This window comes from Flavobacterium sp. ABG (genome assembly GCF_001027725.1).
GTDB classification, from domain to species: domain Bacteria; phylum Bacteroidota; class Bacteroidia; order Flavobacteriales; family Flavobacteriaceae; genus Flavobacterium; species Flavobacterium cupriresistens.
Map to the genome: position 1 here is coordinate 1 of NZ_LEKS01000026.1, position 26,084 is coordinate 26,084.

Annotated in this window: 34 protein-coding genes and 1 tRNA gene; 27 read left to right on the forward strand and 8 right to left on the reverse strand. The window is 34.4% G+C overall.

Translation table 11 applies throughout. From position 1 onward, the window contains the following. Positions 1–1,650: 1,650 nt before the first annotated feature. Positions 1,651–2,025, reverse strand: coding sequence for a transcriptional regulator (locus tag AB674_RS23000; RefSeq protein ID WP_047779057.1), 375 nt, complete (start codon positions 2,023–2,025; stop codon positions 1,651–1,653). A 258-nt stretch (positions 2,026–2,283) separates the two neighbouring features. Here AB674_RS23000 and AB674_RS19980 point away from each other — a divergent pair, with 258 nt between their 5' ends. From AB674_RS19980 to AB674_RS20020, 9 genes are all read left to right on the forward strand, one after another. Further along, positions 2,284–2,475: a hypothetical protein gene (locus AB674_RS19980; RefSeq protein ID WP_047779058.1), complete on the forward strand. Its 192-nt coding sequence runs from the start codon at positions 2,284–2,286 to the stop codon at positions 2,473–2,475. After that, entirely contained in the window at positions 2,472–2,729 is a 258-nt protein-coding gene (locus AB674_RS19985) for a hypothetical protein (RefSeq protein ID WP_047779059.1), read from the forward strand. The genes AB674_RS19980 and AB674_RS19985 overlap by 4 nt, the downstream gene beginning before the upstream one ends. Before the next feature lies 1 nt (position 2,730). Then, positions 2,731–2,925: a hypothetical protein gene (locus tag AB674_RS19990; RefSeq protein WP_047779060.1), complete on the forward strand. Its 195-nt coding sequence runs from the start codon at positions 2,731–2,733 to the stop codon at positions 2,923–2,925. Between the two features lie 39 nt (positions 2,926–2,964). Continuing rightward, a complete protein-coding gene (locus tag AB674_RS19995) occupies positions 2,965–5,850 on the forward strand; it encodes a hypothetical protein (RefSeq protein ID WP_047779061.1) in 2,886 nt (961 codons plus the stop codon). An 11-nt stretch (positions 5,851–5,861) separates the two neighbouring features. Continuing rightward, a complete protein-coding gene (locus AB674_RS20000) occupies positions 5,862–6,110 on the forward strand; it encodes a hypothetical protein (RefSeq protein WP_047779062.1) in 249 nt (82 codons plus the stop codon). A gap of 154 nt (positions 6,111–6,264) precedes the next feature. Then, positions 6,265–6,477: a hypothetical protein gene (locus tag AB674_RS20005; RefSeq protein WP_131701564.1), complete on the forward strand. Its 213-nt coding sequence runs from the start codon at positions 6,265–6,267 to the stop codon at positions 6,475–6,477. A 51-nt stretch (positions 6,478–6,528) separates the two neighbouring features. After that, on the forward strand, positions 6,529–6,843 hold the full coding sequence (locus AB674_RS20010) for a hypothetical protein (protein WP_047779064.1): 315 nt from the start codon (positions 6,529–6,531) through the stop codon (positions 6,841–6,843). Continuing rightward, positions 6,840–7,082, forward strand: a complete 243-nt coding sequence (locus AB674_RS20015; protein ID WP_047779065.1) for a DUF3850 domain-containing protein — start codon at positions 6,840–6,842, stop codon at positions 7,080–7,082. Before AB674_RS20010 ends, AB674_RS20015 begins: the two co-directional genes overlap by 4 nt. Positions 7,083–7,087: 5 nt before the next feature. Next, on the forward strand, positions 7,088–7,333 hold the full coding sequence (locus tag AB674_RS20020) for a hypothetical protein (RefSeq protein WP_047779066.1): 246 nt from the start codon (positions 7,088–7,090) through the stop codon (positions 7,331–7,333). Positions 7,334–7,408: 75 nt separating this feature from the next. On the opposite strand, the gene AB674_RS20025 is transcribed toward AB674_RS20020, so the two are convergent. The 3 genes from AB674_RS20025 to AB674_RS20035 all read right to left on the reverse strand — a co-directional run bounded on the left by AB674_RS20025 (position 7,409) and on the right by AB674_RS20035 (position 10,152). Beyond that, complete coding sequence (locus AB674_RS20025; protein WP_047779067.1) at positions 7,409–7,987, reverse strand: hypothetical protein; 579 nt, start codon at positions 7,985–7,987, stop codon at positions 7,409–7,411. 338 nt (positions 7,988–8,325) lie between these two features. Continuing rightward, a complete protein-coding gene (locus AB674_RS20030; protein WP_047779068.1) occupies positions 8,326–8,904 on the reverse strand; it encodes a hypothetical protein in 579 nt (192 codons plus the stop codon). A 75-nt stretch (positions 8,905–8,979) separates the two neighbouring features. Further along, entirely contained in the window at positions 8,980–10,152 is a 1,173-nt protein-coding gene (locus AB674_RS20035; protein ID WP_047779069.1) for a hypothetical protein, read from the reverse strand. Positions 10,153–10,543: 391 nt separating this feature from the next. On the opposite strand from AB674_RS20035, the gene AB674_RS20040 reads away from it, so the two are divergent. The 18 genes from AB674_RS20040 to AB674_RS20125 all read left to right on the forward strand — a co-directional run bounded on the left by AB674_RS20040 (position 10,544) and on the right by AB674_RS20125 (position 22,044). Further along, positions 10,544–11,251, forward strand: a complete 708-nt coding sequence (locus AB674_RS20040; RefSeq protein ID WP_047779070.1) for a transglutaminase-like domain-containing protein — start codon at positions 10,544–10,546, stop codon at positions 11,249–11,251. Positions 11,252–11,265: 14 nt separating this feature from the next. Then, positions 11,266–11,823: a hypothetical protein gene (locus AB674_RS20045; protein WP_047779071.1), complete on the forward strand. Its 558-nt coding sequence runs from the start codon at positions 11,266–11,268 to the stop codon at positions 11,821–11,823. A gap of 16 nt (positions 11,824–11,839) precedes the next feature. After that, on the forward strand, positions 11,840–12,460 hold the full coding sequence (locus AB674_RS20050; protein WP_047779072.1) for a hypothetical protein: 621 nt from the start codon (positions 11,840–11,842) through the stop codon (positions 12,458–12,460). A gap of 73 nt (positions 12,461–12,533) precedes the next feature. After that, the gene (locus AB674_RS20055; RefSeq protein WP_047779073.1) at positions 12,534–13,100 is read left to right on the forward strand and encodes a hypothetical protein; all 567 of its coding nucleotides are present in this window, start codon (positions 12,534–12,536) and stop codon (positions 13,098–13,100) included. Positions 13,101–13,173: 73 nt separating this feature from the next. Beyond that, positions 13,174–13,539 (forward strand): hypothetical protein, encoded by a 366-nt coding sequence (locus AB674_RS20060; protein ID WP_047779074.1) that lies wholly within the window; start codon positions 13,174–13,176, stop codon positions 13,537–13,539. Between the two features lie 12 nt (positions 13,540–13,551). Next, positions 13,552–13,860, forward strand: a complete 309-nt coding sequence (locus AB674_RS20065; protein ID WP_131701565.1) for a hypothetical protein — start codon at positions 13,552–13,554, stop codon at positions 13,858–13,860. Next, on the forward strand, positions 13,854–14,621 hold the full coding sequence (locus AB674_RS20070; protein ID WP_047779076.1) for a hypothetical protein: 768 nt from the start codon (positions 13,854–13,856) through the stop codon (positions 14,619–14,621). Before AB674_RS20065 ends, AB674_RS20070 begins: the two co-directional genes overlap by 7 nt. After that, positions 14,609–14,812: a hypothetical protein gene (locus AB674_RS20075; RefSeq protein WP_047779077.1), complete on the forward strand. Its 204-nt coding sequence runs from the start codon at positions 14,609–14,611 to the stop codon at positions 14,810–14,812. The genes AB674_RS20070 and AB674_RS20075 overlap by 13 nt, the downstream gene beginning before the upstream one ends. A 12-nt stretch (positions 14,813–14,824) precedes the next feature. Further along, positions 14,825–15,304: a hypothetical protein gene (locus tag AB674_RS20080; protein ID WP_047779078.1), complete on the forward strand. Its 480-nt coding sequence runs from the start codon at positions 14,825–14,827 to the stop codon at positions 15,302–15,304. Beyond that, positions 15,304–15,729, forward strand: a complete 426-nt coding sequence (locus tag AB674_RS20085) for a hypothetical protein (RefSeq protein ID WP_047779079.1) — start codon at positions 15,304–15,306, stop codon at positions 15,727–15,729. Before AB674_RS20080 ends, AB674_RS20085 begins: the two co-directional genes overlap by 1 nt. A gap of 108 nt (positions 15,730–15,837) precedes the next feature. Continuing rightward, complete coding sequence (locus AB674_RS20090; protein ID WP_047779080.1) at positions 15,838–16,476, forward strand: peptidoglycan-binding domain-containing protein; 639 nt, start codon at positions 15,838–15,840, stop codon at positions 16,474–16,476. A gap of 102 nt (positions 16,477–16,578) precedes the next feature. Then, positions 16,579–17,274, forward strand: a complete 696-nt coding sequence (locus AB674_RS20095; protein WP_053004342.1) for a glycoside hydrolase family 19 protein — start codon at positions 16,579–16,581, stop codon at positions 17,272–17,274. Then, the gene (locus AB674_RS20100) at positions 17,271–17,615 is read left to right on the forward strand and encodes a hypothetical protein (protein WP_047779081.1); all 345 of its coding nucleotides are present in this window, start codon (positions 17,271–17,273) and stop codon (positions 17,613–17,615) included. Before AB674_RS20095 ends, AB674_RS20100 begins: the two co-directional genes overlap by 4 nt. After that, positions 17,612–18,166: a hypothetical protein gene (locus tag AB674_RS20105; RefSeq protein ID WP_047779082.1), complete on the forward strand. Its 555-nt coding sequence runs from the start codon at positions 17,612–17,614 to the stop codon at positions 18,164–18,166. The genes AB674_RS20100 and AB674_RS20105 overlap by 4 nt, the downstream gene beginning before the upstream one ends. A 12-nt stretch (positions 18,167–18,178) precedes the next feature. Then, positions 18,179–18,658 carry a hypothetical protein gene (locus AB674_RS20110; protein WP_047779083.1) on the forward strand — a complete coding sequence of 160 codons (480 nt, stop codon included), beginning with the start codon at positions 18,179–18,181 and terminating at the stop codon, positions 18,656–18,658. 4 nt (positions 18,659–18,662) lie between these two features. After that, positions 18,663–20,897, forward strand: a complete 2,235-nt coding sequence (locus AB674_RS20115; RefSeq protein WP_047779084.1) for a zincin-like metallopeptidase domain-containing protein — start codon at positions 18,663–18,665, stop codon at positions 20,895–20,897. Between the two features lie 100 nt (positions 20,898–20,997). Then, complete coding sequence (locus AB674_RS20120) at positions 20,998–21,213, forward strand: hypothetical protein (protein WP_047779085.1); 216 nt, start codon at positions 20,998–21,000, stop codon at positions 21,211–21,213. 6 nt (positions 21,214–21,219) lie between these two features. Beyond that, complete coding sequence (locus tag AB674_RS20125; protein ID WP_047779086.1) at positions 21,220–22,044, forward strand: hypothetical protein; 825 nt, start codon at positions 21,220–21,222, stop codon at positions 22,042–22,044. A 95-nt stretch (positions 22,045–22,139) separates the two neighbouring features. Here AB674_RS20125 and AB674_RS20130 read toward each other — a convergent pair whose 3' ends face one another. The 4 genes from AB674_RS20130 to AB674_RS20145 all read right to left on the reverse strand — a co-directional run bounded on the left by AB674_RS20130 (position 22,140) and on the right by AB674_RS20145 (position 26,028). After that, positions 22,140–23,414 (reverse strand): AbiH family protein, encoded by a 1,275-nt coding sequence (locus AB674_RS20130; RefSeq protein WP_047779087.1) that lies wholly within the window; start codon positions 23,412–23,414, stop codon positions 22,140–22,142. Positions 23,415–23,714: 300 nt separating this feature from the next. Further along, positions 23,715–24,887, reverse strand: a complete 1,173-nt coding sequence (locus tag AB674_RS20135) for a tyrosine-type recombinase/integrase (RefSeq protein ID WP_053004343.1) — start codon at positions 24,885–24,887, stop codon at positions 23,715–23,717. A gap of 119 nt (positions 24,888–25,006) precedes the next feature. Continuing rightward, a tRNA-Ser gene (locus AB674_RS20140) sits at positions 25,007–25,096 on the reverse strand. 62 nt (positions 25,097–25,158) lie between these two features. Beyond that, positions 25,159–26,028, reverse strand: coding sequence for a LysR substrate-binding domain-containing protein (locus AB674_RS20145; RefSeq protein WP_047779088.1), 870 nt, complete (start codon positions 26,026–26,028; stop codon positions 25,159–25,161). Positions 26,029–26,084 lie beyond the last annotated feature (56 nt).

The window sequence follows — 26,084 nt, forward strand, 5'->3', positions numbered from 1 at the left end:
TGTTTTGCGGGGTGCAAAGGTAAGCAGCGTTTTCAAATCTCACAAGCTTTTTTGAATCTTTTTTTTATTTAGTTTCCTCAAACTTTCCTAAAAAATCAATCCTCTTATCTTGTCAGTCTATCAGGGAACGTCTGTCTTGTTGCGGGTGCAAAAGTAGTCCCTTTATTCGTTTCTACAAGCTTTTTGAAGAGGTTATTTTGCCTTTTTTTAAATATTTTTCTTAACTTATTGGTAATGGCGTTTTTACAAAACTTAGATTTTTGTTGTTTTTAGGAATTTTCTTTCATGTTGTGGTTTTGTCTTGTTGCTGTTCTTTGGGAAGGGCTGATTTTGCTGGAGTTTTGCTCTTTTGAGGGTTTAGATCCTCGGAGTTATTCTTGCTTCTCGGACTCTCTCTTTACTCTGGATAGTCTCGCAAAGACGCAAAGGCGCCAAGTTTCTTCTTTTTTTGATGTTGGGGCTTGTGGACTTAGAATAATAAACCCGACAGGTTTTGAAAACCTGTCGGGTTGAGGACGTATAATTAAGGATATGATTGCTCCTATATATTATAGTATCTGATTTAGGGAATCTATAATAAACTGGACGCTTTTTAATTTAGCCTGATGATTATATATAGGAATATCTAGCTTGAACGTTTATCTTCTAAGCTGGAAGCTGATCTTATCAACTTTCTCCATATACATTATATAAAAGAACTATTATTCCTTACCTTATTATATATCGTTTCTAATAAACAAACCCGACAGGTTTTGAAAACCTGTCGGGTTGAGGGTGTACTATATAAAGAAAACTGATCGAAACGAATGGATTTCACCGAAGAAATCTTGACTACAATAATAAGAAGGAATCAACAACACCAAAAAAGATGACATAAACACACTAATTAACAAAGCAGTAATCATTTATTCTCTACCTTCAGAAAAAGTGGAATAAACGAAAAAACCGCAATCTCATCATAACATGAAATTGCGGTTTTAATATTGCAGAGAGGATGGGATTTTAATTTTCGCTTTTTAAAAACACAACCATATCATTGTCAGTTACTTATAATTTAAAAAAGCCTTAAATTAGACTTCATTTGACACAAATTTGACACAGGTCTGCAGAGAGCAACTTCAACAAAACCAGTACTTCACAGACTTTTTCCCCTCTCTGCAACTAGCTAAAAATGCTAAAAAAACCACTTTTCACCTCAATTATCCAACTTTGGACGGGTTATTCTTTGCAATAGCGTAGCGGTTGCTGAAAAGGACACATCTAGTTTATAGAAACACACTATGATAAGCCCGAAAGGGCGGTTTATAGTGTGTTTCTATAAACTAAATACCTTATTTATGATCCTCACTTTAAAAACAGTTTTTTACTTCTACCCTCTTTTTCCCCCTCCCCCCATAAATATATATGAAATAAAAGAGAAACATTAGAAACAATTACGTTAGCCCTTGTTTTCAGTAGTTTTATGTGTTTCTTTATTGTTTCTAATATTATTTTGTTTCTAAAAAAACTAGAAACAAATAAGGAATAAACAAAATAGAACAAAGAAAAAACACCTTAAACTCATATTAAAATCTGTCTAACCTTAAGGAAAAGATGTGTTTAAACAACGTTAAAAGCTAGCCATCAAATAGCATTTTAACTAATCTTTCTTTACAGCTTCTTATTTTCGTAATCCTGCAATTTCTTTTGCAACGAAGCAATTTCTTTCTTCTGATATAGTATTATCTCCGCTTTATCATTTAACTGCTCTTGCAATTGTTTAACTTTTTCTACAGAATCATCCTTAAGAATGCCTTTTAACAACATATCTCCTTCTTCATTCAAAATCCAAACTCTGTTTATATTTTTATTAAAATAACAAACTCTATTTATAAATTTTTCCGACAATGGAACTTTACCGTTTAAAATTTGGGAAAGAGAAGACTTCGCATAACCCAGTTTTTGAGCTAAATCGCTATCACTTTGGGCAAACTCGGCAAAAATCAACCAATCACAAACCTTTCTAATTCTTTCTAACTCAGACATTTAAAAAAAATATTATTAAAAATTATAATCTTTGTTCGTATTAAACACAATAATCTAAACTTTGTTTATATATTTGTTTGTATTAAACGGATTTAAAACCACCTAAAAGCGGAATTAAAATACCTCGCAATTTACGATTTTAATCCATTATCATACTTTATTAAAAAACTATTAGAAAGCAAGCGTGAATAACTGAAAAATATAAAGTCATTTCTAAAAAAAATCTTACGGTTTTCCGTAAAGAGAAAACTATAAATTATGAAGACTAAAAGCGACAAAAAAAGTAATCGAAAATATAAACTACATCAAAGAATAAAAGAGCTGTACCGTTTTGAACCTAATTCCAAAACCATTTTTCTGCCTTTTGATGATGACTTAAAAAACAAGTATGTACTCGAATTGCAAAACAACTATAATTATCAAATTCAATTAGAAATTCCTAACCGATGATAACTCCAACATTCAAAACCAAAATAAAAGAAATTCTAGGCGGTCATTACGCCCCTAAAATTATTCTGCACCTCACAGAAAGAAATATTCTAAATGCGAGAAGCAAACCATTTTCTAACGAATCGATCCAAAAAATAGTTTCCGGAATTCAACCACATGAAACTGTCGAATTTGAAATTTTAAAACTATTAGAATTAACCCAAAAACGGAAAGAAAAACTACAGGCAAAAATCAATAAAAAATCCTCTTTTTAATATGGCAATTTTTACACCTACACAATTAATTGCATACACTCACAGGCTAGAGCTACAAAAGGATCTTTTGTCTCTTGGCACAGTTTTTTCTGCTAAGGAGAAAGAAGATTTGAATGATATTTATGACAAACTATTAACTATTTGTTATCAGGCTATTGCAAGAGAAAAAGAGGTCATTGACCCTACTTTACTATAAGCTGACCTAACTATTAGTTAACCAAACCAACCCCAAAAAATGGAATACGCATATAATTTTGAGAAAATAATAGAAATTGACGGAGGACTAAAATACTTTCACGAAGTACTCCCACAATCTAAAGGTTTTGAGAAAAAAGGTTTTAGTATCGTAGCAGGTGACAATTCAAATTCGATAAAACTAAGCAAATCAAAAGGTATTTGGTATTACAAAGATTTTAAAAGCGGAGAAGCTGCCATAAATGCAATAAATTACATCTGTAAAGACCAAAATGTTGAATTTATTGACGCATTAAAGCATTTATATTCTCTATATAATCTATCCGAAGATTCCGTTTTACTCAACAAACCTCTTTTAAAATTTAGTGCCACCGACGAGCCAGTTGGTTTCTATAATGTTGAATTTGCCGATTCTGTAAACGGACTAAAAAACATTGCTCCCTTTGCAACAGAATACACTGCGCTTGAATATAACTTTAGGTCTATCCTTTCTTATAGTACCGTAACACTCAAAAAAAACACTACAAGCAGGCTATTAAAAACCATAACGGCAACCGAAAAATACCCTATCTATGGTTACCAAGAAGATGGCTTTGTAAAAATCTATGAGCCAAAAGCAAACCTAAGCAAAAATAAGGAGGGGGAAAGATTTGACCCTTACGCCATGAAACACCACATTCTAGGAGTAAAACCAACCCGACATATTTATGGGCTTGAAAGATTAATTTCTGAGGTGGATTTGACCACTTTAGAACGTATAAAATACGAGCTAAAACAAAACCCTTCCAAGTCTTTAAAAGAGAATTTACTTACTCAATTGGATGATTTGCAATTAGACAGTGTAATTATTTGCAGTGGCGGGTCTGATGGTTTAAACGTTGCCTCCTTGGGTTATAATGTTGTTTGGATGAACTCCGAAACCGAACAAATAAATAGTGACGAATACTACCTTTTGCAAACCATTTGCAAAAACGTTTATAATATTCCCGATTTAGATACTACAGGGGTTGAAATGGCTGTAAAATTAGGATTGAATTTCTTAGAGATAAAAAGCATTTGGTTACCTGAATACCTTACAGAAACAAACCAGAAAGATATTGCCGACTGGGTACGTGCCAAGGCATCATCTAATTTAGAAACTGTAGTTACTGAATTTGAAAAGTTAAAGAGAAATGCCTTAGAATTTAAATTCTGGTCTTGGCAAGATAGCTCGAGAGGTGGGGCGTATTCTTTGGATAATGTTTGCATGAACTACTTTTTAAAGCACAATGGCTTTTACAAGTATGTAGAAGACCCAGACAACACCGACGAAGAAATAAAATTCATTCATCAAAAGAAGAATGTAATTACAAAAGTACAGCCTAGTGATGTTAAAGATTTTGTGAGTAAATGGTTAATCGAAAATGCCATTGATCGAAAGATACAAAACATGGTTTTGCGTAGCACTTATTTTTCAAAAAAGGCGCTTTTGGATTTGCCTAAAAAAGAGATTAATACCAAAAGCGGTACAAGAACCTCGCAGATGTACTACTATAAAAACAGGAGTATCATTATAACTAAAGAAGGCATTGCAGAAAAGCCACACAAACCAACTGACAACATGGTTTGGGACACTTCAATACTAAAACGACAAATAAAATTGCAAAGCCCGCATTTTACCATTGCAAAGGACATTTCAGGAAATTGGGATATTGAAATATTAAAAAAAGATTGTACTTATTTTAATATCCTGATTAATACAAGCCGTATGTTTTGGCAAAAAGAGTTAGAAGATAATTTCAAGGGTAAAGATACTAAAGCAAAGGAAGCTTATCACAACGCTAATCGCTTTAACATTGCAGGTTCGGGGCTTAGTGAGGAGGAAATCGCTATACAAAAATTACAGCTAATCAATAAAATCTTTTGTATTGGCTACCTACTACACCAATACAAAGATGCTGCAAAGACGTATTATGTCTTTGCAATGGATGCCAAAAAGGGAGATAAAATTGCAGATGCAAACGGAGGTTCTGCCAAGAGTTTGACCATCTCAACTTTAGAAAAAATAGTTCCGAACTGGCATACTATAGACGGTCGGCAGGATCAAAACAAAGCTACTTTCTTAATGAGTGGCGTAACTAAAAATACTCCTATCATATTCACAGATGATGCAAGCCAATTTTGGAATCATAATCCCGTATTTAACCAAATTACAGGACAAACAGAAGCCAACCAGAAAGGAGGTAAAATTTTCAAATTGGCTTTTGCAGACAGCCCAAAACAAGTATGCGCCAGTAACTATGTACCCAACGATTTAAACAAATCTTTTTTACGAAGATTATTGCTTTGCCAATATTCCGATTATTACCACTCTGACGGCAAAGAATATGAAAACTCTCGAAGCGTAAAAGATGATTTTAAAGGGGCTACACTTTGGGATGAAACCTACTCGGTAGAAGATTGGAATAATGATGATAATTTTTGGATGCAATGTGTACAGTTCTATCTATCCCAAGCCGATAAAATTGACCCTCCCAAAGAAAATTTAGTAGTTCGAAATCTAATGCAGAAAATTGGCGATGTGCAATTGAAATGGTGCAATGATTTTTTTACCGAAGAAAATCTAAACGTTTACATACACACGGACGATGTACAAGACGATTACAAAAGAGCTGCAGGGAAAACGGCTAAGGCCACGGCTAAAATGACCGAAGGTATTGAAGATTGGTGCGAATACATGACGTATTTAAGTAAAAAAAGTTATGTGCTTGAAGGTAAGAAGAAAGCAATCACCAATGGCGTAACAGGTAAAAGAAACTCAATTTATCATTTTTTCATTAATACAACAGGAGCTCCATTAGCAAAAGAAAGCGACTTAATAGAACAAACCATTGCAAAGCCTTTGCAACTTGACCCTAACAAAAAAATAGATGATTTACCCTTTTAAATAATTCGACTATGGCAAAATATGTATTCATGAAGTTAAGAGAAGCTAAAAAGGAAGATTTCGCAGACCTTTTTGGAGACAAAAGAATTGGCGCAATTTATTTCCAACAATCTATTACAGGTGCGATATGCACACAACCTTTTTATTTTTCCGAAGAAACCGATTTAGAAACGTTCAGGGAATTGTACACCAGTTGCCAATTATATGTTCCTACTGGCATTTTTGACGAAGTAGAAATAATCGAAGAAAAGCAAAATTAAAACTAACCTACAAATAAAGTAGACTTTTTAAAGAATCCGGAAAAGCTGCAGCGGAAGATCTGAGCAAAAAAAATCTACAATTCAAACCATTATGATAAAGAAAAGCACCTACATCCGAAGTTTTACAACAACACAATTAAAGCAACTTGAAAAAGTGGCAGATGCCCAAAATATTAAAACTGTTCCTGAAATTCTGTTTTATTCTCTGGATAGTTATTTAGCCCAAAAAAAAGAAATTGAGAATTTAAAGAAAACTATTTCACTCAAAAATGACTCAATTAATTCTCTCGAATTAAAGCTAGACTTTTTTAAATCAGCGTCTAAAAAAATTCATGAACTAAGTACTTTCTTGAAAAAAGAAAAATAAAAAAATCGAGCAAACAAATCACATCTATTAACTACCCTAAGCTACTTACCTATGAACCTTAAAACCCTAAATTATATTCGAAACAAAGCGCAGCTTCAAGAACTTTTTATGAGCCAATTTACAGTAAACTACATTCGAAAAGAAATCAATGACATTATCAATGAAACCCGAAAATCTGCAACTGTCGGGGCACGGTTATTTGCCAAAAACATATCCACTTTTGAAGTTATTATTTTTATTGATCGCAATGGAGTGCCTGACGGGTTTGTTCTTTCAGAGGAATTAAAAATTAAGTTGGATGAATACCGCAAATCCTTTGCAAAGGGAAAAGCTTTGCAAAGTCAACTTTTAAACGCCATATTATGACACATGAATTAAAAATAAAATATGAATTTGCCCAGTTGCATTTCACGGGAAAAAAGAATTGGGAGCTTCGGAAAAATGACCGAGATTTTAAAGTTGGTGATACTATCCGATTTAAAATACTAGAATTTGAAGAGTCATCTAATTGGAGCTATGAAAGGACAATAACAAATGTTTTTGAGGACACAACATTAGGATTACAAGAAGGCTTTGCAATATTATCAATCGAAAAACCACTATAAACAAGATGGCAGTAAAATCTAATAACCAAACCAACGCCTTAATAAATCGCAGCTTTATTATTCGTGTATTGGAAAATCACAAAGAAAATCCAATCAAAAACACAAAATTAACCTCCGCAAACAAGCTTTCGGGCTATCTAAATGACGAAGAAATCAAAATAAAGCTTTTTAAGAAGGTATTAGAGGGTGATAAAGACAAATACACCTTTCTAATAAGAAACCGCCTTAAAATCGATTTTCAGTCAAAATAACTTGTAAAGTAAAAAAGCAGTATTTCAATCTTGAATGCTGCTTTTTCTAAATTGGAATTGTTCTACTAATTTTAGTTATATTATACAATTATTAAAAAAAGCATTAAATAGATTAAAATACCCAAAGTCTGAATCTTGAAAACTAACATCTTGAATAACATTGCCAAGCATTTCTTTTGGAAATTTTTTATACAATAATTTACTCTCAACAATGGTCTCAATTTCTAAAATTAAATCTGGTATTTTCCTAGTTTCAATATTGTCTTTCTGCAATTGAGCAATTTCCAAATCTGAGAAAAACATTTCAATCATATTTTTTTGACATTTGACAACATAATAAGGAATTAAAAAACTTGTGTACAATGATAATGTATATAACTCTCCCTCTTCTATTATGGTTAAACAAAAAGTAGTACATCTATCCTCCAGATCAAATGCAGAAAAATCTCTAAATCCTTTCAAGGTATAGTCTTTTTCGAACTCATTTATTAGTGCAATGTGACGTTTTTTACTTTCCTCAGTATCAAAGCCAGCTATTATATTACTTAATCTAATATACTCTTCAGTCTCAAAGTATTTCTCCTTCTCTGTGTAAGCAGATACATTCTTAGGATAAAACAAATAAACTAAATTTTCAAAAATTTTATTAATCATATCATCAATAATTGGGTTCGTTAGTTAAAAAAATGCCCAATCATTTTAATAAAGATTGGGTATTTAAGTTTAATTTATCTCTATGGTAGTATTAAAACCTCGAACAATAAATTCGAGGTTTTTTTCTAGTTTCAATTTTTTCGTCTTAATTGAAGTAATCTAAAGAAGTAAATGGAACTTCCAAATATTAGAAATAGTAAAGCAAAATAGAAATAGCTTATACAATAGTAAGTATCATAATATGCATAAACATAAAGATGCATATCAAAATAAAAATATATTACAAAAAAAAGGCTGATTACTAGAAAAATTAAATAGTATTTAGTTATTGTTTTCATTTATTTTCTGTTGTTAAAAAAAGCATTAAACATCGTGAAATGACCTAAATTAATATCACCAAAACTTACATCTAAAATTATATTATCCATTAGCAATGGTGGAAATTTTTCATAAAAAAGTTTGTCCTCAACTATTCTTTCAGCAGCAAGAATTAAGTCATCAATTTTTCTTGTGTCTAGTTTTTCTTTTTCTAATTCTTCAATCCTTGCTTTTGAATAAAAAGGTTCTGCTGCATGCCTTTGTTTACTGATTGTGTAATATGGAATTAAAAGACTCAGATACAAAGAAATTGAATACAATTCCCCTCCTTCAAATACATTTAAAAAAAACGTATAACATCTATCTTGATTACTATCTAATATAGAGAAATCTTCAAATTCTTTTAAAATTAAATCATCTTGAAATTCTTCTTTTATACTATTTCGTATTGTTTGGCTTTCATCAGAATCAAAATAGTCAATTGTAGATTGTAATCTTTTATATTCTAAAGTCTTTAAATAGGCTTCCCTATCATCCCAAGGACATACATTCTTGGGATAATAGAGGTGCACAAAATTTATTAAAACATCTTCTATCATTCTTTAAATTTAATTTAAAAATTCCTGTTTCATCGTTTTTATTTTTTTAATAAGAGTTGTCGATGGATATAGAAATCAATTATCACAAAGCCCAGTTTGTCTTGGGTTTGTTTTATAATTTGTTGCTGGTAAAGTGGATGTAGAATTGAAATTTACCGTTCCGCCATTTGTGTAAAATCTATAATTTTTTATTAAAAGTTCTTGAAATTTCGTCCGTAATGTTAATTCATTTGTTAATGTTCGAGTATACAGTTTCGTCATCTCTTTCATTGTTTCATTAAGAGCCATAGCAGAAACTGTAGCAGCCGCACCAGCCGTAACATCCCCATTTCCTTTATTAAAATTTATCGGCATACCGAAAAGCACAGCCTGAGGAAATATCATTGTATTTGTTACTTCAACCCTATCTTGAGTAAGAACAACGATTCTTAAGGTGATATTTTTAACCGCAGATTCTTGCCAATTAGCACCTTTTTTTGATGTAAAATTAAAACTCTCACAACTAGGAGGAACATCTTCTGAGGAATTATCAGTGCTACCTCCAGTATCTCCTGCTCCCGGGTCTTGCTCCCAAGTAACTTCTCCACCGCCGCCACCGCTGCTAAGATTATCCCCCCAGCCGAAATCGGCAATTTCTGGAATAAACCTATTATTCTTATACCTATTATATACCGTAACTCCTTCTAAATCTCCGCCATACTCATCACTACTGGATTTATTTGTAATACTCTTCGAGCTTTTCTTTATGTATTGCAGGGTTGCTATGCCATTTTCCAAGTGAAAACCATTGATGAAGTTTCCATCTAAATCGGATATCAAAATTTTACCGGAAAATGAAGATGTAATTTGTGAGCCATCAGCATACATTTTATATACAACACTCCTAACTACATTATTAACTTTAAGAAGAAGTATTCTATCAAATCGTACCGCATTAGTTCGCTTAAAAGGAATAACAGTGAGCAACTGATCTGTATTACCCAATTTTTCTTGCGTAATTTTTTCTAAGTCAAGACCTGCAATTTGATTACTGGACAGTTTACCCGCAGGATTATTCTGTGATGTTAATAAAAAAGCTTTAGCTTCGTTGATACTTACAGTTTGAATTGAACTTTGTGACTGTTCTACTGCATTTTCTTCATGCTGGCAATTCGTTAGTGCTAATGCCAAAGTAAAAAGAATTATTCTTTTTACTTTCTTAATTTTTTCTAGTTTGTTACTCTTCATTACTTTTTTTTTCCATTTCATTTCGCATTTTGCTGGGCAGAATTGGATTTAGTTAATCCCATCTATAATCTAGGTTTGTTAATAGACTTAAGTATTAATTACTATTTGCTGTAATAGATGGGGAAGTATATTACAGTTTTTTCTTAAAAAAAATCAAAAGTATACATTTTATGTATTCAAAACAATTGTAAGAAGTTTTTTATTTTAAATTCTCTTAAAAAGTAGATTATATAGGCGCTCAGGTAAAAAACCTTGGATTTTCTTTGCAACTCCCTTGCAAAACCTTTGCAAAGCTATTCAATCCTACAAAACCTCCCGCAAGCCTTGTAAATCCTGAATCGTAAACAAATAACCTGTGCATCTTTGTAAAAGAAAAGCCTAACAACCTAACACAAGAACGAAAACGAGATAAATGGATATTGATAACTTGTTACAGAGGAACATCTTAGGCGGTCAAGAGTACGAACCGTTGTTTCCAGAGGTTAGCTGTGATAAGACTAACCTCGGCAACGGCTCTACCTTTGATACGGTCAGAATGATAAAAGAAATGGTTGTCAAATACAACCATCAGACAAAGGAAGTTGCAAAGCAATTGCAACAAGAAACACTCAAAGAAACTTGCGATAAAATATATTGGTTTTTATACAATCATATCCAGTATAAAGCCGATGGCGTGGAGCAAATGCTTAGAAGTCCTGCCTGTGCTTTTAAACAAAGAGCCGAGGGGGTCGATTGCAAAACCTACTCAATTTTTGCGAGCTCTTTACTGGCAAACATGGGAATAAGGCACTATATCAGACAAATCAAACAGCCTAATTTCCGACCTGATTTGTATACCCATGTCTACGTAATTGTACCGCTGAATCAAGAGACAGGCGATATAAAACAAGGCTATTTTATCATAGACGGCACAACTAGCACAAACCGAGAACCTATTTATATCATGGCACACGACACAGAAGTTAACCTACCCCATTATGGGCTGAATGCTCCCAAATCCAAAACAAACCCCAAAGGCTTTGCAAAGAAATCCCCAACCGTTGCAAAGAAAAACGCTAACCTACCCGTATTCTTAGGAATTGGAGCATTCTTTGGGTTTTTATTTTTAAAAGAAAACTAATTAAACAATGAAGTATGATACTAATTAATGCAGATGAAACGGGCTTAGGTAAGCCCAGATGGATGAAAAAAATCAGGATGCGAAGCGTCAGTTTAAAAAATGCCGTCAAAGTAGCCAAGTTTGCTGCTCCTATTGCAGCGGGATTTATTCCAATTGGAGGCGGTGTAATCTCGAAGGTTTTAAATTCAAAAGGAGGCAGATTAATTAACAAAGTTGCAAAATCCAGAGCCGTTAGAAAAGGAATAGCCTTTTCCAAAACTTCACTAGGTAGAAAAGTTGTAGGTGCAGTACAAAATCGAGCCCGTCCACAAATCGAATCCGTAAATAGTCTTGTTCCTGCCTCTTACGCCACAATGCCCACCGATGCAGCAGCAGAACAAAGTGAGAGTGGTTCTTACGAATCATCAGAAAGTAATGTAACGGAGCAGCCCGTAGGTGAGTTAACCCCCGTAAAGGCAATTTCAACAGCAAAACCAATGCAAACCCCTGCAAAGAACAACACTCTTTTGTATGTCTTAGGCGCTGCAGTTGTAGGAGGCGGAATTTATTTAGCCACAAAAAAAAGTAAGTAATTAAAATTAATCACAAATGAATAAAGAAGTAGTAGTCATTGGAGGAGGAATTGTCGGCGGTATGCTGTCAAATGGAGCGAGTACGTTATTACCTCAATCCGAAAACCCGTTAATGAATCTTGTACTGGCGGGTGTATCTGCCTTTGGTGCAACAAAAGTTTCAGGTATTAATACAAAGGATAATCTTTTAAGAGGAGCGTTAATAGGTAGCGCAGTTGTGCAGACTTTAATCGCTGTTAGAAAAGTATCTGAAAAACACCTGAGCTCAAAATTTACAGGAACGGGTAAAGGATCATTATTTGCAAAAGGTGTAGTTGGTTTAGCCTGCCCTGATGGTGAGGGTCTAAACGGTCAGTTTATGGGTGGCGATGGTCATATTTATGAATATGACGAGCAAGGTTTGAATGGTACTTTCATCGATGAAGCAGGAAATATTTTTCATGATGAAGGCTTAAACGGCTCTTTCATCGATGAAGAAGGGAATATTTTCCATGATGGAGGATTAAACGGAGAATACGAAGAGTTATACGAAGAACAAGACGGTTTAAACGGAGCGGAAGCAGACGTTTACGGCGAAGAAGATCACGGGTTAAACGGAGTAAATGAACACGAACTTTACGAAGAGTTGTACCAATAAGCAGTTAAAAACAAAATAAAAACGAGCTGTAAAAAGCTTTGAATTATCAATCATCAATCAAAAAACAATTACAATGAGCAGAAGAACAGAATTAGCGTCAGCGGTAGCGACAATTAAGGCTAAAAGAAACGGAGCAGTTCCAAGAGTAGGACAGGTAGAACTTACAGACAAAACCTTGTATTTAAACGTTGCCATCAAAGGGCAAGGGGGTACAGTTGGGATTGTCGATGTGAATACCAAACGTGAAGTCGGTGTAACCAACTTTGACGGAAATAAATTAAATGCCGGACGTGACTACATCATTGACAGCATTAGAATACTCAGAGGTTCAAATGCAAGCGCCAATCTTAGAAATGAAGTTTGGGACGCTACACATATCAATTCAAACAAACTTTTCGATGCTGCTTTTTTAAATGCAGAGCTTCGAATCAAACAAGATGGTAACGTCTTAACCGATATGCCAATTACCGATCTTACAGGTGACACAACGAATTTTTTCAGAAACCTTTCTACTTCTCCTTTAATTCGTTCAAATATGGAATTTGAAATTGAAATCGAATACCCAAAAGGGGTTGCTGTGGCTACGACTGCCGAAGTTAACGTACGTTTCGAATTTAGAGTACACCAAGCAAAACGATAATCAAAAGGTTTAGTATTCACAAAAAAGCCGTAAAACGTAAGCAGTTACGGCTTTTTTCAAATAACACACACAAATGGCAGTAAGAGAAAAAGTAGTCAATATGACCATCAAACAGGGAGAAACAGAAGCATCATTTACAACGGCTTTAGATGTTGGTTTTATTATGGGAGCAGAACTCCACACCAATCATACGGACATGGACAATTTTGCAGAATATGGAATTTTTGACGACAGCAGCTCCGCATTTTCAAAACCCACACACATCAACCATTGGAAACGAAGAGAAGGCTCAGGATTTGAAGACAGCTACAAACCCTTACTCTTTGATACCGAATCCAAGACCTACACTTTTAGAGCCAAAACAAAGAAAGCAGTAGATAAAGAGACCTATTTTCATTTGATCCTGATGTATAAAATTCAACAAAGTCCTTGCTCTTAAAATAAAATCAAAATGATGAAAGACATTATCGTAGTAAACACAGCAGTAGTTTTTCTAAAACTAAAACAAGACAAGGAAATTTCATTTGACAATGTAACTACGCTGCAGGTTGTTAATTCTGGCTTTGTAACTGTCTTTGTCAATGATTTTGAAATTGCGAGTAAGGAAAAAATAACCTTAGTGCCGCCCGACGGTACAACCTCAAAAGTAGAACTAAACATTCGCTTTGCAACGGATACAGACACAACAGAGAAGTTTTCGGGCTTTACTTGGAACAAAAAAGAGATAGATATTATTTATAAAAAATTCATTAAATGCTAGCATTAGACAACCTTATAGAGAAATTAAATACCGATACCTACTCGGCTGTTTCTGTCTTGGATTTGAATACGAATCTATTTCTTTTTCGCAACAAAACCCACTTGGAAATCCTTGCAGCGCATGGAAGTGCAGAGGAATTTTTTGAAAGTCTTTTTGCTAAAGGACACACCCGTTTAAGTCTGTCTTTGAAACGCAAAAACGGTAGTTCCTACAAAGTGGACGGTACTTCTTTTGAAGTGAATTTCTCTGAGCCAACCCCAACCCCACAAGTACAACGTTTACCGCAAGTACAAACACCTCAGGTTGACGTTTTCTCTAATTCTTTTGGTCTTGGTACACTTGACATTATGAATCTTATGGTGGCTAAAAATGACGCTTCGAGATTGTTTACCGAAGCAGAAACACTAAAGGCGGAGAATAAGGAATTAAAAAAGAAGTACGAGGATATCCGAGAGGAGCAATTACTTTCTAAATACAATACTGATAAAGAAAGTGGTTTGTGGGGAGCCGTTCAAGGTGCGGTACAAAATGCGCCTGCTTTATTGGCTGCCTTTAAAGGAGTTGCACCAGTTGCAGGACTTGCAGGGGCAATGGAGCAATATTCCAGCGATGTAAAACAACACTTTGCAACGACTTTGCAAAACATTGATGATACCGTTGTAACTGTTTTGGACAGTATCAACACCGGACTAAATACAAATGTTGAATTTTCAAATGAATTAGCACAACTATTAAAAAAACACCAATTATGGCAAGCATAGAAACAAGCATTACAATAAACATCAAATCGAGCAATCCTTTTGAGGAAAAAGCAAAAACCAAAGCCCTTACTGAACTCGCAGAGCTCGATAGTGAGGCGCTTGGCAAACTGGCTGAACTCTGTAAAAGCCCCAAAGCGATCACACAGTTAAAAACCAATTTCTCTATGATAAAAGGTTTTTTGTCTAACTAAAAACCAAAGCAAATGAGAAAGAAAGGGTTGTCTAATCCTGCCGTTGTAGCAACTGTCTTGTCAAGTCCTCAGGGACAAAAAGCAATTGCCAACTCTCAGGATGCCGCAAGAAAGGGAATCAGTACAGGAATCACGTTTTTAAAAATTTTAGCCGTTGGCGGGCTCTTAACACTTCTGTATTACAAGGTGCTCAAAGGGTTTTCCAGACTCTCAGAGGATACGAGATACAAACCCAGTAATATCAATGTAACACAGGCAAGAGCAAGAGCGGAGGCCATTTATACGGCGCTGCTTGGTTTCGGTGCTAATTATAACACCGTCGAAAATAATCTAACGGGGCTCAATCATAACGGTTTTATCAGGGTTTACAATGAGTTTGGAGAACGCAGAAGCACTACACTAGTTAAAATGAATTTAGTAGAATGGCTGCAGGATCAGTTTAAAGAGGATGATATAGCCAAATTGCGATTTTTAATAAAAGGATTTTTCTAATGACAGATAAAAAGAAAATAATCATCGTAGGGGTTTCAGTAGTGATTTTAGGTATTGGGGCGTATCTACTGACCAAAACCAACAAAAACGGAAAATCGCTCTTAGGAGGTGGCAAAAAATATGTAGATGAAGGTGACGTAAATCTTATGCCCGTTTTTTCTCCAAGTCAAAAAGTTTCCGTGTTGTATGAAGCAATGAACCGTTACAGTGGTACAGATGAAACTTTAATCTTTGAGACCCTCACAGGTGTGACCCAAGCCCAATTTGGGCTTATTAGTAAAACCTTTGGTCTTAAAAACTACAATCGCATTTTAGGTTACAATACCATTGGCGGTACAAAATTACCCCTGAAAACATGGCTTAAAGAGGAGTTAAACGATGCCGATTATAATTTACTACGAAAGAAATTCCCTCTCTATTTATAAAGGAGAACACGGCAAAAGAACAAATCTAAAAGTAGATTTTTTAGCGCGCCAGGAAAAGCTGCAGCTGAGGATCTATTCAAAAAAAATCTACAATTAAAATTACAACACATGAAAGTGAACAATGAAGATAAAGTACTTATAGGAGTTGGACTGGTAGCCGTTAGCGGTATAGGCTATTTGTATTGGAGAAAAAAACAAAGACAAAAGCAGGAAGAGCTTTTAACCGAAGTACCCGAACCCGACACAGTAGTTCCTCAAAATGATACGATTAAAATCCCAAGCACAGGGGCAGTTTTAGACAAAAACAAACTATTGAGCAAAGGAAGCAAAGGAGTTGAAGTTCGAGAATTGCAAAGACTATTGGGCGTTACAATCGATGGTGTTTTCGGGAATAAAACCTCCCTCGCCCTGCAAAGCAAAAAAGGAGTTTCGAGAATTAGTCTTAATACTTTTTCTAAAACGAAAAACAGTTCTAAAAATGTTTTAAATGCTTTGCCAATTATTCCCATTCTACCCAAAAAAGGACAGAAACTCATGGCGAATCAAAATGATGTTAGCCTTTACAACGCCAAAAAAACGGCAAGCGGTTCTTATTTCAACATCGGAACAAAACCCTTTATCGGAGGGAGTTTTGATTATGGCGAGCACATCGGCGTTTTTGTCGGAGCCAAAACGGGCGGGCAGTATTTAATCAATCGTGACGGGGTTCATTACTTCGTGAATGCCTCAGCCATAAAAGCGTATTAAGATGGGAACAACTGAAAAAATAATTATTGGAGCTGTAACACTCACGGGCTTAATCTACCTGCTGACAAAGCCTCAAACAACCCCTAAAAAAGTGATTTTATAATGAGTTTTATTTTAGATAACAGCCGCATTTTTTTAAATGCATTTACAAAATATAGTGTTAATACACCGCTTCGAATTGCCCACTTTTTAGCCCAATTAGCCCATGAATCAGGCAATTTTACCCGAATGGTCGAGAATCTGAATTATACCCCTAAAGGGCTTTTATCTACAAGTCCTTTTAATTCTCGTTTAACGATCGCAGAGGCTCAGAAATACGGCAGAACCGCAGACCACAAAGCCAATCAACAAATGATCGCCAATATTGGATATGCCAACAAAAACGGCAACGGAAACATTGCCAGCGGGGACGGATGGCGATATAGAGGACGTGGTTTTATTCAATTAACGGGTAAGGCTAATTATGAAGCTTACAAAAGATATTCAGGCCATGACGTAGTGGGTAATCCTGATTTGCTTTTTCAAACGGCTATTGCCGTGGATTCAGCAGCTTGGTTTTTTGCTATCTACAAAAAATTAAATCCCCTTGCCGATGCCAATTTAATGACTGCTATTACCATAAAAGTCAACGGGAAAACAAACGGACTCGATGACAGAATTAAAAAATTCAAGCATTATGCAGCTCAAAACATCAGTGTTGAGTTATTAAAAAAAAAAGCGAAACCACTACCTAATTTTAGCAGCGTCCGCACTTACGCTTGGAATTGGCTTACACCTTATAAATATAAAAACACATGAAAAACACCCTCATAAATCAAATCATAGACGAGCTTAAATACTATCAGGATTATTTTTTATTTCTCATTGTCGTACTGGCAGGGGTTTTTATGAAAATCTATATCGCTGTTCAAAAGGGTAAAACCCCACGACTGAGTTGGTTTTTAGCCGAAGCCGTAATCAGCTTTTTTGTTGCTTTCTCAGTTTATACTGTTTGTGACCAATATCTGAGCATCAACAAAATGTTAACTTATGTTATCTGCGCTTGGGGCGGTTCGCTCTCAACTCTTATACATAGCAAAGTCGAAGAATTAATCAGCAGTTTTTTCGATAGTCTAAAACTTAAAATAAAGAAATCATGAATACCAGTATTAGCCCACAGAATCCGTTTAAATTGTTTTTAAAAGTGTTCGTTTTCATTCTGCTCTACTCTTCCCTTTGCATTGCCTTACATGGCTGCGCTTCCAAACCAATTGAAAGCAATCGCACCATAGAGACGGTTTCAAATCACAAAAAAGACAGTATCAAAACAACCGTTATAAACAACGCTATCAATGACACTTTAAAAATACAAATCCCCAAGATACAAACTATAAAGCCCGAGTGTGACAGTATCACCAAAGCAGAAATACAACGGGTTTTGGAATTGCTGAACAGTCGGAAAAAATCAGGTGACAATGAAGCAGGGCTTTATTACGACAGTTTAAAAAATCAGATTATAGCATGGCAAAAAATAGCCCAGACCAAAAACGAAACTACAGCCACCAATAAAGAAAAAATCTATATCAAAGGGGATCACACAATCAAACATGTTCCGGTGAAATACATCCCTTTTTGGGTTAAAATTTTAGCGTATTTGGGAGGTGCTTTTTTAGTGTTTTTATCCTGGCGAATTGGACGAATTTTTATTTAAAAAACAGCACAAATGAGTCTTAAAAAAATAGTTATAGGAGTAGGAATAGCAGCCGTTGCGGGGTATTTTCTTTTGAAGCGCAGAGTAACCGAAATAATGGAACACTTCCAATTTGTCAAAGTTTATCCTGTAGCTTTTAAAAAACTAGATGCCAAGTGGAATGATGCAAGACCCTTTATTACCTTCAATTTAGATTTAAAATTAACCAATCCCACAGCGCAGAATTTCACCGCTAAAATCAGCGCCGTAAGGCTCAAACGAATTTTGTTTTACGACAAAAAGAACATGCTTTTAGGAGTAGCCAACGTAAATATTAATGCCATAACAATTGCAGCTAATTCAAGTATCGTAATTCCTAATATACCGATTCAGATGAATCTGCAGACCACTATTGTAAACGTGCTTGCTGCAATGGCAGGGAGCAACTTTACAAGCAATGATATTCGCATCGAAGCTATTGTAAGTGTTTTGGGTATCGAACATAAATTATAATCAAATGACATTAGCACAAGAATTCAACAGCCTTAACGGATTAATCGTTTCAAGGAAAACGCTCGAAGATTTGCTTTTGAAAGCCGAAAAAGAAAAACACACGGTTATTTCAAAACGGGTTATAAAGGTGCTACAAGTTTTTAAAGATGATACTTTTTTAATTGAAATTAATAATCTGGTAGAGCCTTTCGGGCTCAATGGCGTAGAAGCTGAAATACTGCTACCTACTCTGGAGTATATCCCTGAGAATCACAGCGACGGACTTAACGCCGTTTCTCCTGATGAAATTTATAATTACATCACGGATTTGATTATCAATACAATCAAGAAAGTCGGACATCTGCCTTGGCAAAAAGAATGGAAAGGTTCAGGTACAGGTAATTCGGTTATGAATTATGTTTCTAAAAAGGAATACACAGGAGCAAATTTTATTTTGAACTATGATATAAAATTCGATGAAAACAAAAATCCTTATTTAGTTCCTGCAGATTTCATCCAACCTTACTATCTGACGTTTAACCAAATTGAAGAAGCCAAAGCAAAGCTTAAAAAAGGTAGTAAGGCAAGACGTGTTATTTATTACACGCTCATTCACGACTACCATAGCGACAACCTGAAATTCAAAACCAACGATAATAAAAAGTTTGGTGATTTTGTAAAAGCCAATGCACTTACCAAAGACGATTTAAAAAAGAATCTCACCAAGTTTCCTGTTTTAAAGTATTACAATGTATTTCGAGCTGATGATTGTGAAGGTTTAAAATTCCCTGAAGCAAAAGAAAGAAAAGTTACCAATCCAATCGATGCAGCACAGGCAATAATTGACGGGTTTAAGAATCCTCCAAAATATACCAATGTTGGAGATAGAGCCTATTATCGCCCCAGTACGGACGAATTAAATATGCCGACTATCGAAGCTTTTACAAGTGAAGCCTTTTATTATTCTACCTTTTTTCATGAAGCCGTACACAGTACAGGCGCAGAAAAAAGGCTCAACAGAGATATGACAGGTACAAGAAAAGGGGGCGGTACTGGAAATTATGCCTTTGAGGAATTAATTGCAGAGCTCGGGGCGGTCTTTCTTTGTAGTGAATCAGGAATCTTGTTTCATACTAAAGAAAATTCCGCAAAGTATCTGCAGAGTTGGAACAGGCATTTAATTGACGAGCTCACCGACGACAATCGTTTTTTCTTAAAAGCATCGGCGCAAGCTCAAAAGGCAAGTAATCATATTTTAGGGCGTGAGGTAGTAAATACCCAAGAGGTAAAAAAAGAAGAAGAAAAACCGCTTTTGAAACCGATCCCCGAGCCTATCAAAAAAGTAGTTGCCAAACCGATCATTAAAGAAAAGACAAAAACAAAGGAAAAACCTAAAACCAAACAATTGGATTTGTTCGAGGGTTTAACCGGAGCTGCGAAAAGGAAAAGAAAAATTATAGCATCAAAACCTAAAAAGGCAATTGTTATAAAAAGCATTGCAAAGCCCGTTGCAAAGCAAAAGGTTACAGTTATAAAGGGAAACGTGAACAAAAATACGCTTGCTTATAAAATGGCTAACAAACCTACCAATGTTGATTTTTATAAAGTAGAGCATAAAGACATTGCCGAGTTTCTTGGACAAATTGAGATAAAGACAAAAGAAAGTGTTGTCGTGTCTCTTACGGGAGGTCAGGGATCAATGAAAACTAGAATGTGTTTTCAGCTTATCAACGCCTTAGCTCAAAATTACAAAGTTGGTCATGCGAGTATCGAGGAACATCCCGAGAGTAGTTTGTATTATGACAAAGCGGAAGAGTATTTAAACCCTAAGGCGTTGCAAAATATTGAAGCTCCTGAGATTAAAAGCGTTTCAGATTTAGACAAACTCATTAGGGACAATGATGTAATAGTTATCGATAGTTTTTCTAAAATGCAGGAAATGCACAAAGGCTTTGAAGTGGACAAAGATTTGAGAAAGAAATACGACGGTAAATTGTTCATTGTCATTTTCCAACAGACCACAGACGGTAAAATGAGAGGAGGGAGTAAAAGTCAGTTTGATGCTGATGTAGTTTTGTTTACTGAGAAAAAATCCGATTACAGAGAAAACTACATCTACACCGACAAAAATCGTTACCAAAGCAAACCCCTTGATGCTTTGAAATTCAACATTTTTTATAAAAAGCTGCAGAGAGAAGAACCCGAAGCATCACCAGAACCAACAACGAAAAACAAAAAATTATCCTTTGTGGTAAGTTAATAAAAGTAGATTTTTTTCAAGCGCCGGTGCAAATTTCTCCTGGCTAATTTGACGAAAAAATCTACAATTCAATCATTCATCAATCAAAAATCAACCAATCATGGCAGTAACAAAAAAGACAGTAAGAGGATTAAAAAAAGTATGTAGAAGTGTTGTTAAATCCACAGGACTTAAAGCAGATGGAACACTAAAAAAAGGTTTTAAATATGTAAAAGGCGGTAAAATTGTCAAAGTAGAAATCGTCAAAGCAAAACCTGCAAAGAAGAAAGCCGTTAAAAAGAAAACCATAAAAAAAGCGTCTAAATCTAAAAGATAAAAACCAATGAACAGCGTTTCCCAAAGAATCATAAAATTAATAAAAGACACAAATGGTAATGTATTACTGCAGAAATTAGACAATACTCTGATTGCTTCTTTAAGTCCGTCTCAGAATGTCCTGAGAATCCCCGAAGCTCCAAATCAGTTTAAAATACAGTCGAATGCTTCATTCGGGGAAAACCCTTTGATTTTGGATTATAATCATGTGGATAACAAAGCGTGTGTGCCCGTTATTGAAGCGGACAATTTTAATGATTTCTTAATCGAATTATCAAAGAAGTTTTTCTTTGTAAGCAATAAAACTCAAAGCGGTTCAGGGGATGCTGGTAGTCTAAAAAATTCTTTGTACGGGATTGTAAGACCTACGTTTGTTCATAGTAAAGATTTTATCACTAAAAATTCAAAGTTTATACGTTTTCAAAAATTGCAGGGTGCAGAATATCCCAATGATGTTACCGTTGAATATGGCGGTTTTACAGAGAACACTTTAACGCCTTACATTAAACCGTTTTACGGGGGTACTGATTTAAACCCTTTGATGTCCAATAACTCGAGCATAGAATATTTGTATTCCTTAGATGATTTGTTTTTTAGATTTAATTCTAATTCATTTCATCGCTTCTTTGATGTCAAATTAATTGTGAATCCTGACAATAACACGTTTTCATTTATGAGCGCTGACCCCTTGCATATTCGTTCAGACGTGAGATATGATTATAATGCGGTTAGCGATACATGGCACTTGTCTTTGACCACTGCAGATTATAATGGAATACAAGCCTTTTTGCGTTGGAGAAATGTTCCTGAATTAGAGATTGCACCACAATAAATAAATGTCGTTAGTTTTGTTTTTTAATGAGAAAGCTGTTGCAGAATTTTGCAACGGCTTTCTCATTATCTAAAAATTGTCCTAAAACAAAATTTTTATGTTAAGGGTTCGCAATATTCTTTATTTACTACTTTATCTCTCAAAACTGCTTTATTACTAAAATTTCTAGTAATGTTTCGTACAATTTCACTATAGTTATCATCTTTTTCTCTTTTATAATAAAATGGTTTTATCGAGACACAATTTTTATGCTCGAAAAGTGTACTTAGAAGCGTTCTGTCTGAATTTCCACAAGAATGACCAAAAATAAATATTTGGTAATCTCCACTATTTAAAAATTCTAATAGTTTTTTGTAATTATCTGTTTCGAAATACTTAATTGACTTTATATTTTCAAGAAAAATATTATCATTTAGATTTTCAATAGATTTGTAATCTTCGTCTATTTCGTCTCCAAAACCGAAAATAACATTATTATTATCTTTTGGGTCCGTAGTTCCATGAATATGAATTACACTTTTTTCTAGGTTTTTACCAACATTGATAAGCTCAAACCAAGTAAGATTATTGTACAAAATTTCAGTAAAAGTATAATTAAAGTTCAAAAATAAAATTTCGGCCGGTTGCAGATTAAAATAATTAGTAGCTGTTTCAGAAAGCAATCTTTTTCTTATGATTGTTCTAGGATCACTTTTCCCTATTGCGGAGATTAAATTTTGCTTTTTCTCATTTATATCCTTCATGTTAACAATTCCAGAATTAATAGCCTTCAGGTCATCCTTAATTTCTAGGTATTCAGAGTCAACTTTTTTATTAATAGATGCTTCAGTAAAATCTTTCAACTTGAATTGAGAGTAGACTTTGTTACCAATAGATATTTTTAAATTGACATCACTTTCATCATTACCAAAATCATTTCTGAAATTCGTTTCTATTTTTTTTAAATAGTTTTCTAATAGTTTTTGTATTTCGGTAAAGTCAGAATTTAATTGAGAAATTTTATATGTGCAATTTTCATCCTTAAATGCTTTTTTTAAAAGCAAATAATACTCGTTTTCGATATCAACCCAATTTTGAATTTGCTTTTTTTCATTTATTTGCTCAAGAAATTTGTTTTTAAAAACCATCTTGCCTTTTGTCTTCTCCAAGCCTTCAACAAGATCTTGATAACTCTTGTTTTTAGACAAATACAAAGACAAAAGCGAGGATATTTCCGTAATTTTAATTTCTAAATTTTCAAATGACGATTCTTTAATTTCTAATATACTTAATATTGTGTTTGACCAATAATCATTAATAAAATCATTATAGCTTGTTTTCATTCCATGAGCTAAATCAAAACCATTTCCAATTAGTATTATTCTATTCATTTTTTTTAGTTTTAACCAAATATATAAATTATCAAATACAATTTAAGTAAGCATAAGAGCTCTATATAATAAAGTAGATTATTTTTAGTTCCTGGACAAAGTGCCGGGAAAGATCTGGTTAAAAAAAATCTACTTTATACTAACCAAATGTTTCTTTTTATTTTTTATGTTTCCAAACTCAAAACCTATCAAGAAACACAATCAGAAACATAACACGCTATAAACAAGCCGAATACACATTGTTTCTAATGTTTCTAACAAAAACCAAGTCAAACCACAAGTAGTGGCACAACTGCAACATTAGCTAAAAGAAATATTTGCGTTTTGTATCGTTTCGTCACAACCTTTGTTTCTTGGCGTATAAATTTCTGTAATTTTTATATCATAATGACGTGCTTGGTCTCGCACTTTTATTGCAGGAACACCACTATTTAATAAATCTGTTATTCCTGTATCTTTAAGAGAATAAAACTGATACTTACTATCTAATTTCAAACGATCTCTAATTTTCTCCCATGCAGTCGCAATCTTGCGTACAGGCATTTGTTTTAATCCCGTTTTAAAATCATCGCTAGAAAACAAATAATGATCGGGATTTGCATTTAAAATATGTTTTGTAATAATTGGTAAATACTGCGTTGGAATAGTCACAAACTCATCCTTTTTATTTTTTGAAATTTCTTTCGATAAAAAAATATAGTTCCCTTTTAAATTTACCGTGTTCACTTTCATTTTTCCTAACTCCGTATTCCGTACAAAGCAAAAATAAGTCATTAAGCAAAGAGCGTTAAAACCATTAGTATATGTGGCCAGCTCTTGTTGTATTTTTTCTTTTATTTCTGGCGGGAACACTTCCCGATTCTTCGGGGGTGTTTTCATTGGCAAAATTCCTACTGCAGAATTTTCAACTAATACTCCCCTATTTACTAAATAGGAACAAAACAACTTCATAAAAGTTAAATGATTGTTTCTAGTTCTTGGAGAGTTACCACGATCAATATAAATCCAATCTAAGTATTGGACAACAAGCTGTTTATTAATCTCTAAAGCGAATTTTACACCTAATCCCTTCTCTTTAATGAACTGTTTTACCAAATTCATATTAGAAGTATAGGTTCGTAATGTATCTGCTCTAAAAACCATGTCCTTGACCTGCTTATTCAAATACTTTAAGAACTCCGCAACTGCATCCTCAAAACTTTTATAGCTTTTACCTGTTTGTTCAAAGAAAGGTGACCAACCACCATAAAGCTTAATGTTGATTTCTGTAACAATATGTTTGGCATGCTTAAGTCTTTCGGCCTTATTTGCCATTGTCGGCACACGTAGCCTTTGCATTTCTAATTTTTGATTTACTGGATTCTTAGCGTAGTAAACAATGATCCAATCTTTGTTTTCCCGAAGTTCAGCGGGTTTGTAGTCAATAAAAATTGTGCATTTCGCACGGGAGGTGATTTTTTGAGAATTTGGCATTTTTTTTTATGGTTTAAAAACACAGCGTTTTTTAAACTATAAATGATTGACACAAATTTGACACAAGATTTTTGTAAAAACCCTCGCAAACTCATTGTTTACAAGGGTTAACAAAATTATGGCAGAGAGGATGGGATTCGAACCCACGATACAGTTACCCATATACTAGCTTTCCAGGCTAGCTCCTTCAACCACTCGGACACCTCTCTATTTTCGGTTTGCAAATAACATAAAAAAAAGTGACTTACAAAAGTAAAATCCAACATTCCTTTTAAATACTTTTTCTAAACTCCTCCATAAACAATTTTACGGCCTTTTTCTGGTATCCTCCCATCGTCAACATAAAGGAATCTCTTTTAGTCGGAACTCCGGTAATCACAATAGATTTCAGATTATCCCAGCCTTTCAGCGCTTTTTCAGCAACTATAGTCGCCCAATCGCTGTTTTCTACCATTTGCAGCAAAGCATGAATAGAATTTAATTCGATCGCAATTTTGGGTTTCATATTGTGCTTGAGAAACAACCCTTCCACAAATTCTCTCGAATTAGAACCTTTTCCCGGCAAAATAAGTGGAATCTCTTCTATTTTCTTGAAAGCAATCTTATCTAAAATCGCCAAAGGATGTGATTTTGAAACCACCATCACCATCTGAGAAGTAAACAAAGGCACTTTCTGAATTGGAAGTCCAATTTCATGAGACGAAATAACCAAAACCAAATCTAATTCGTTCTTCATTAGTTTCTGCTCTAAAGCTTCGGTTGTTCCGTACTCTACCACAATTTTCAAATTCTGATATCTTTTTGCAAACGAATTGATCACCGGTAAAATCAAAAGTCCAAAGATATAGGTCACACCAAGTCGTAACTCCCCACCAATCATATCGTTTAAATCATCGATTGCCTGCTTACCGTTTTGCACATTTTCTATAACCTGTTTGGCATGAATCAAAAAAACAGATCCGGCTTCGGTGAGTTGTACTTTTTTCCCAATTCTGACGAATAAAGGCATTCCGAGTTCTTCTTCGAGTTTTTTTATTTGCTGTGACAATCCGGATTGTGTTACATAACAAAGCTCCGCTGCTTTTGTAAAATGTAATACCTCAGCTGTTTTTATAAAATAGTGTAGTTGATAAATTTCCATATTGATAAGTCTTACTACTTATTATCAGTAAAATTATTAATTTTTCTAATGAAATC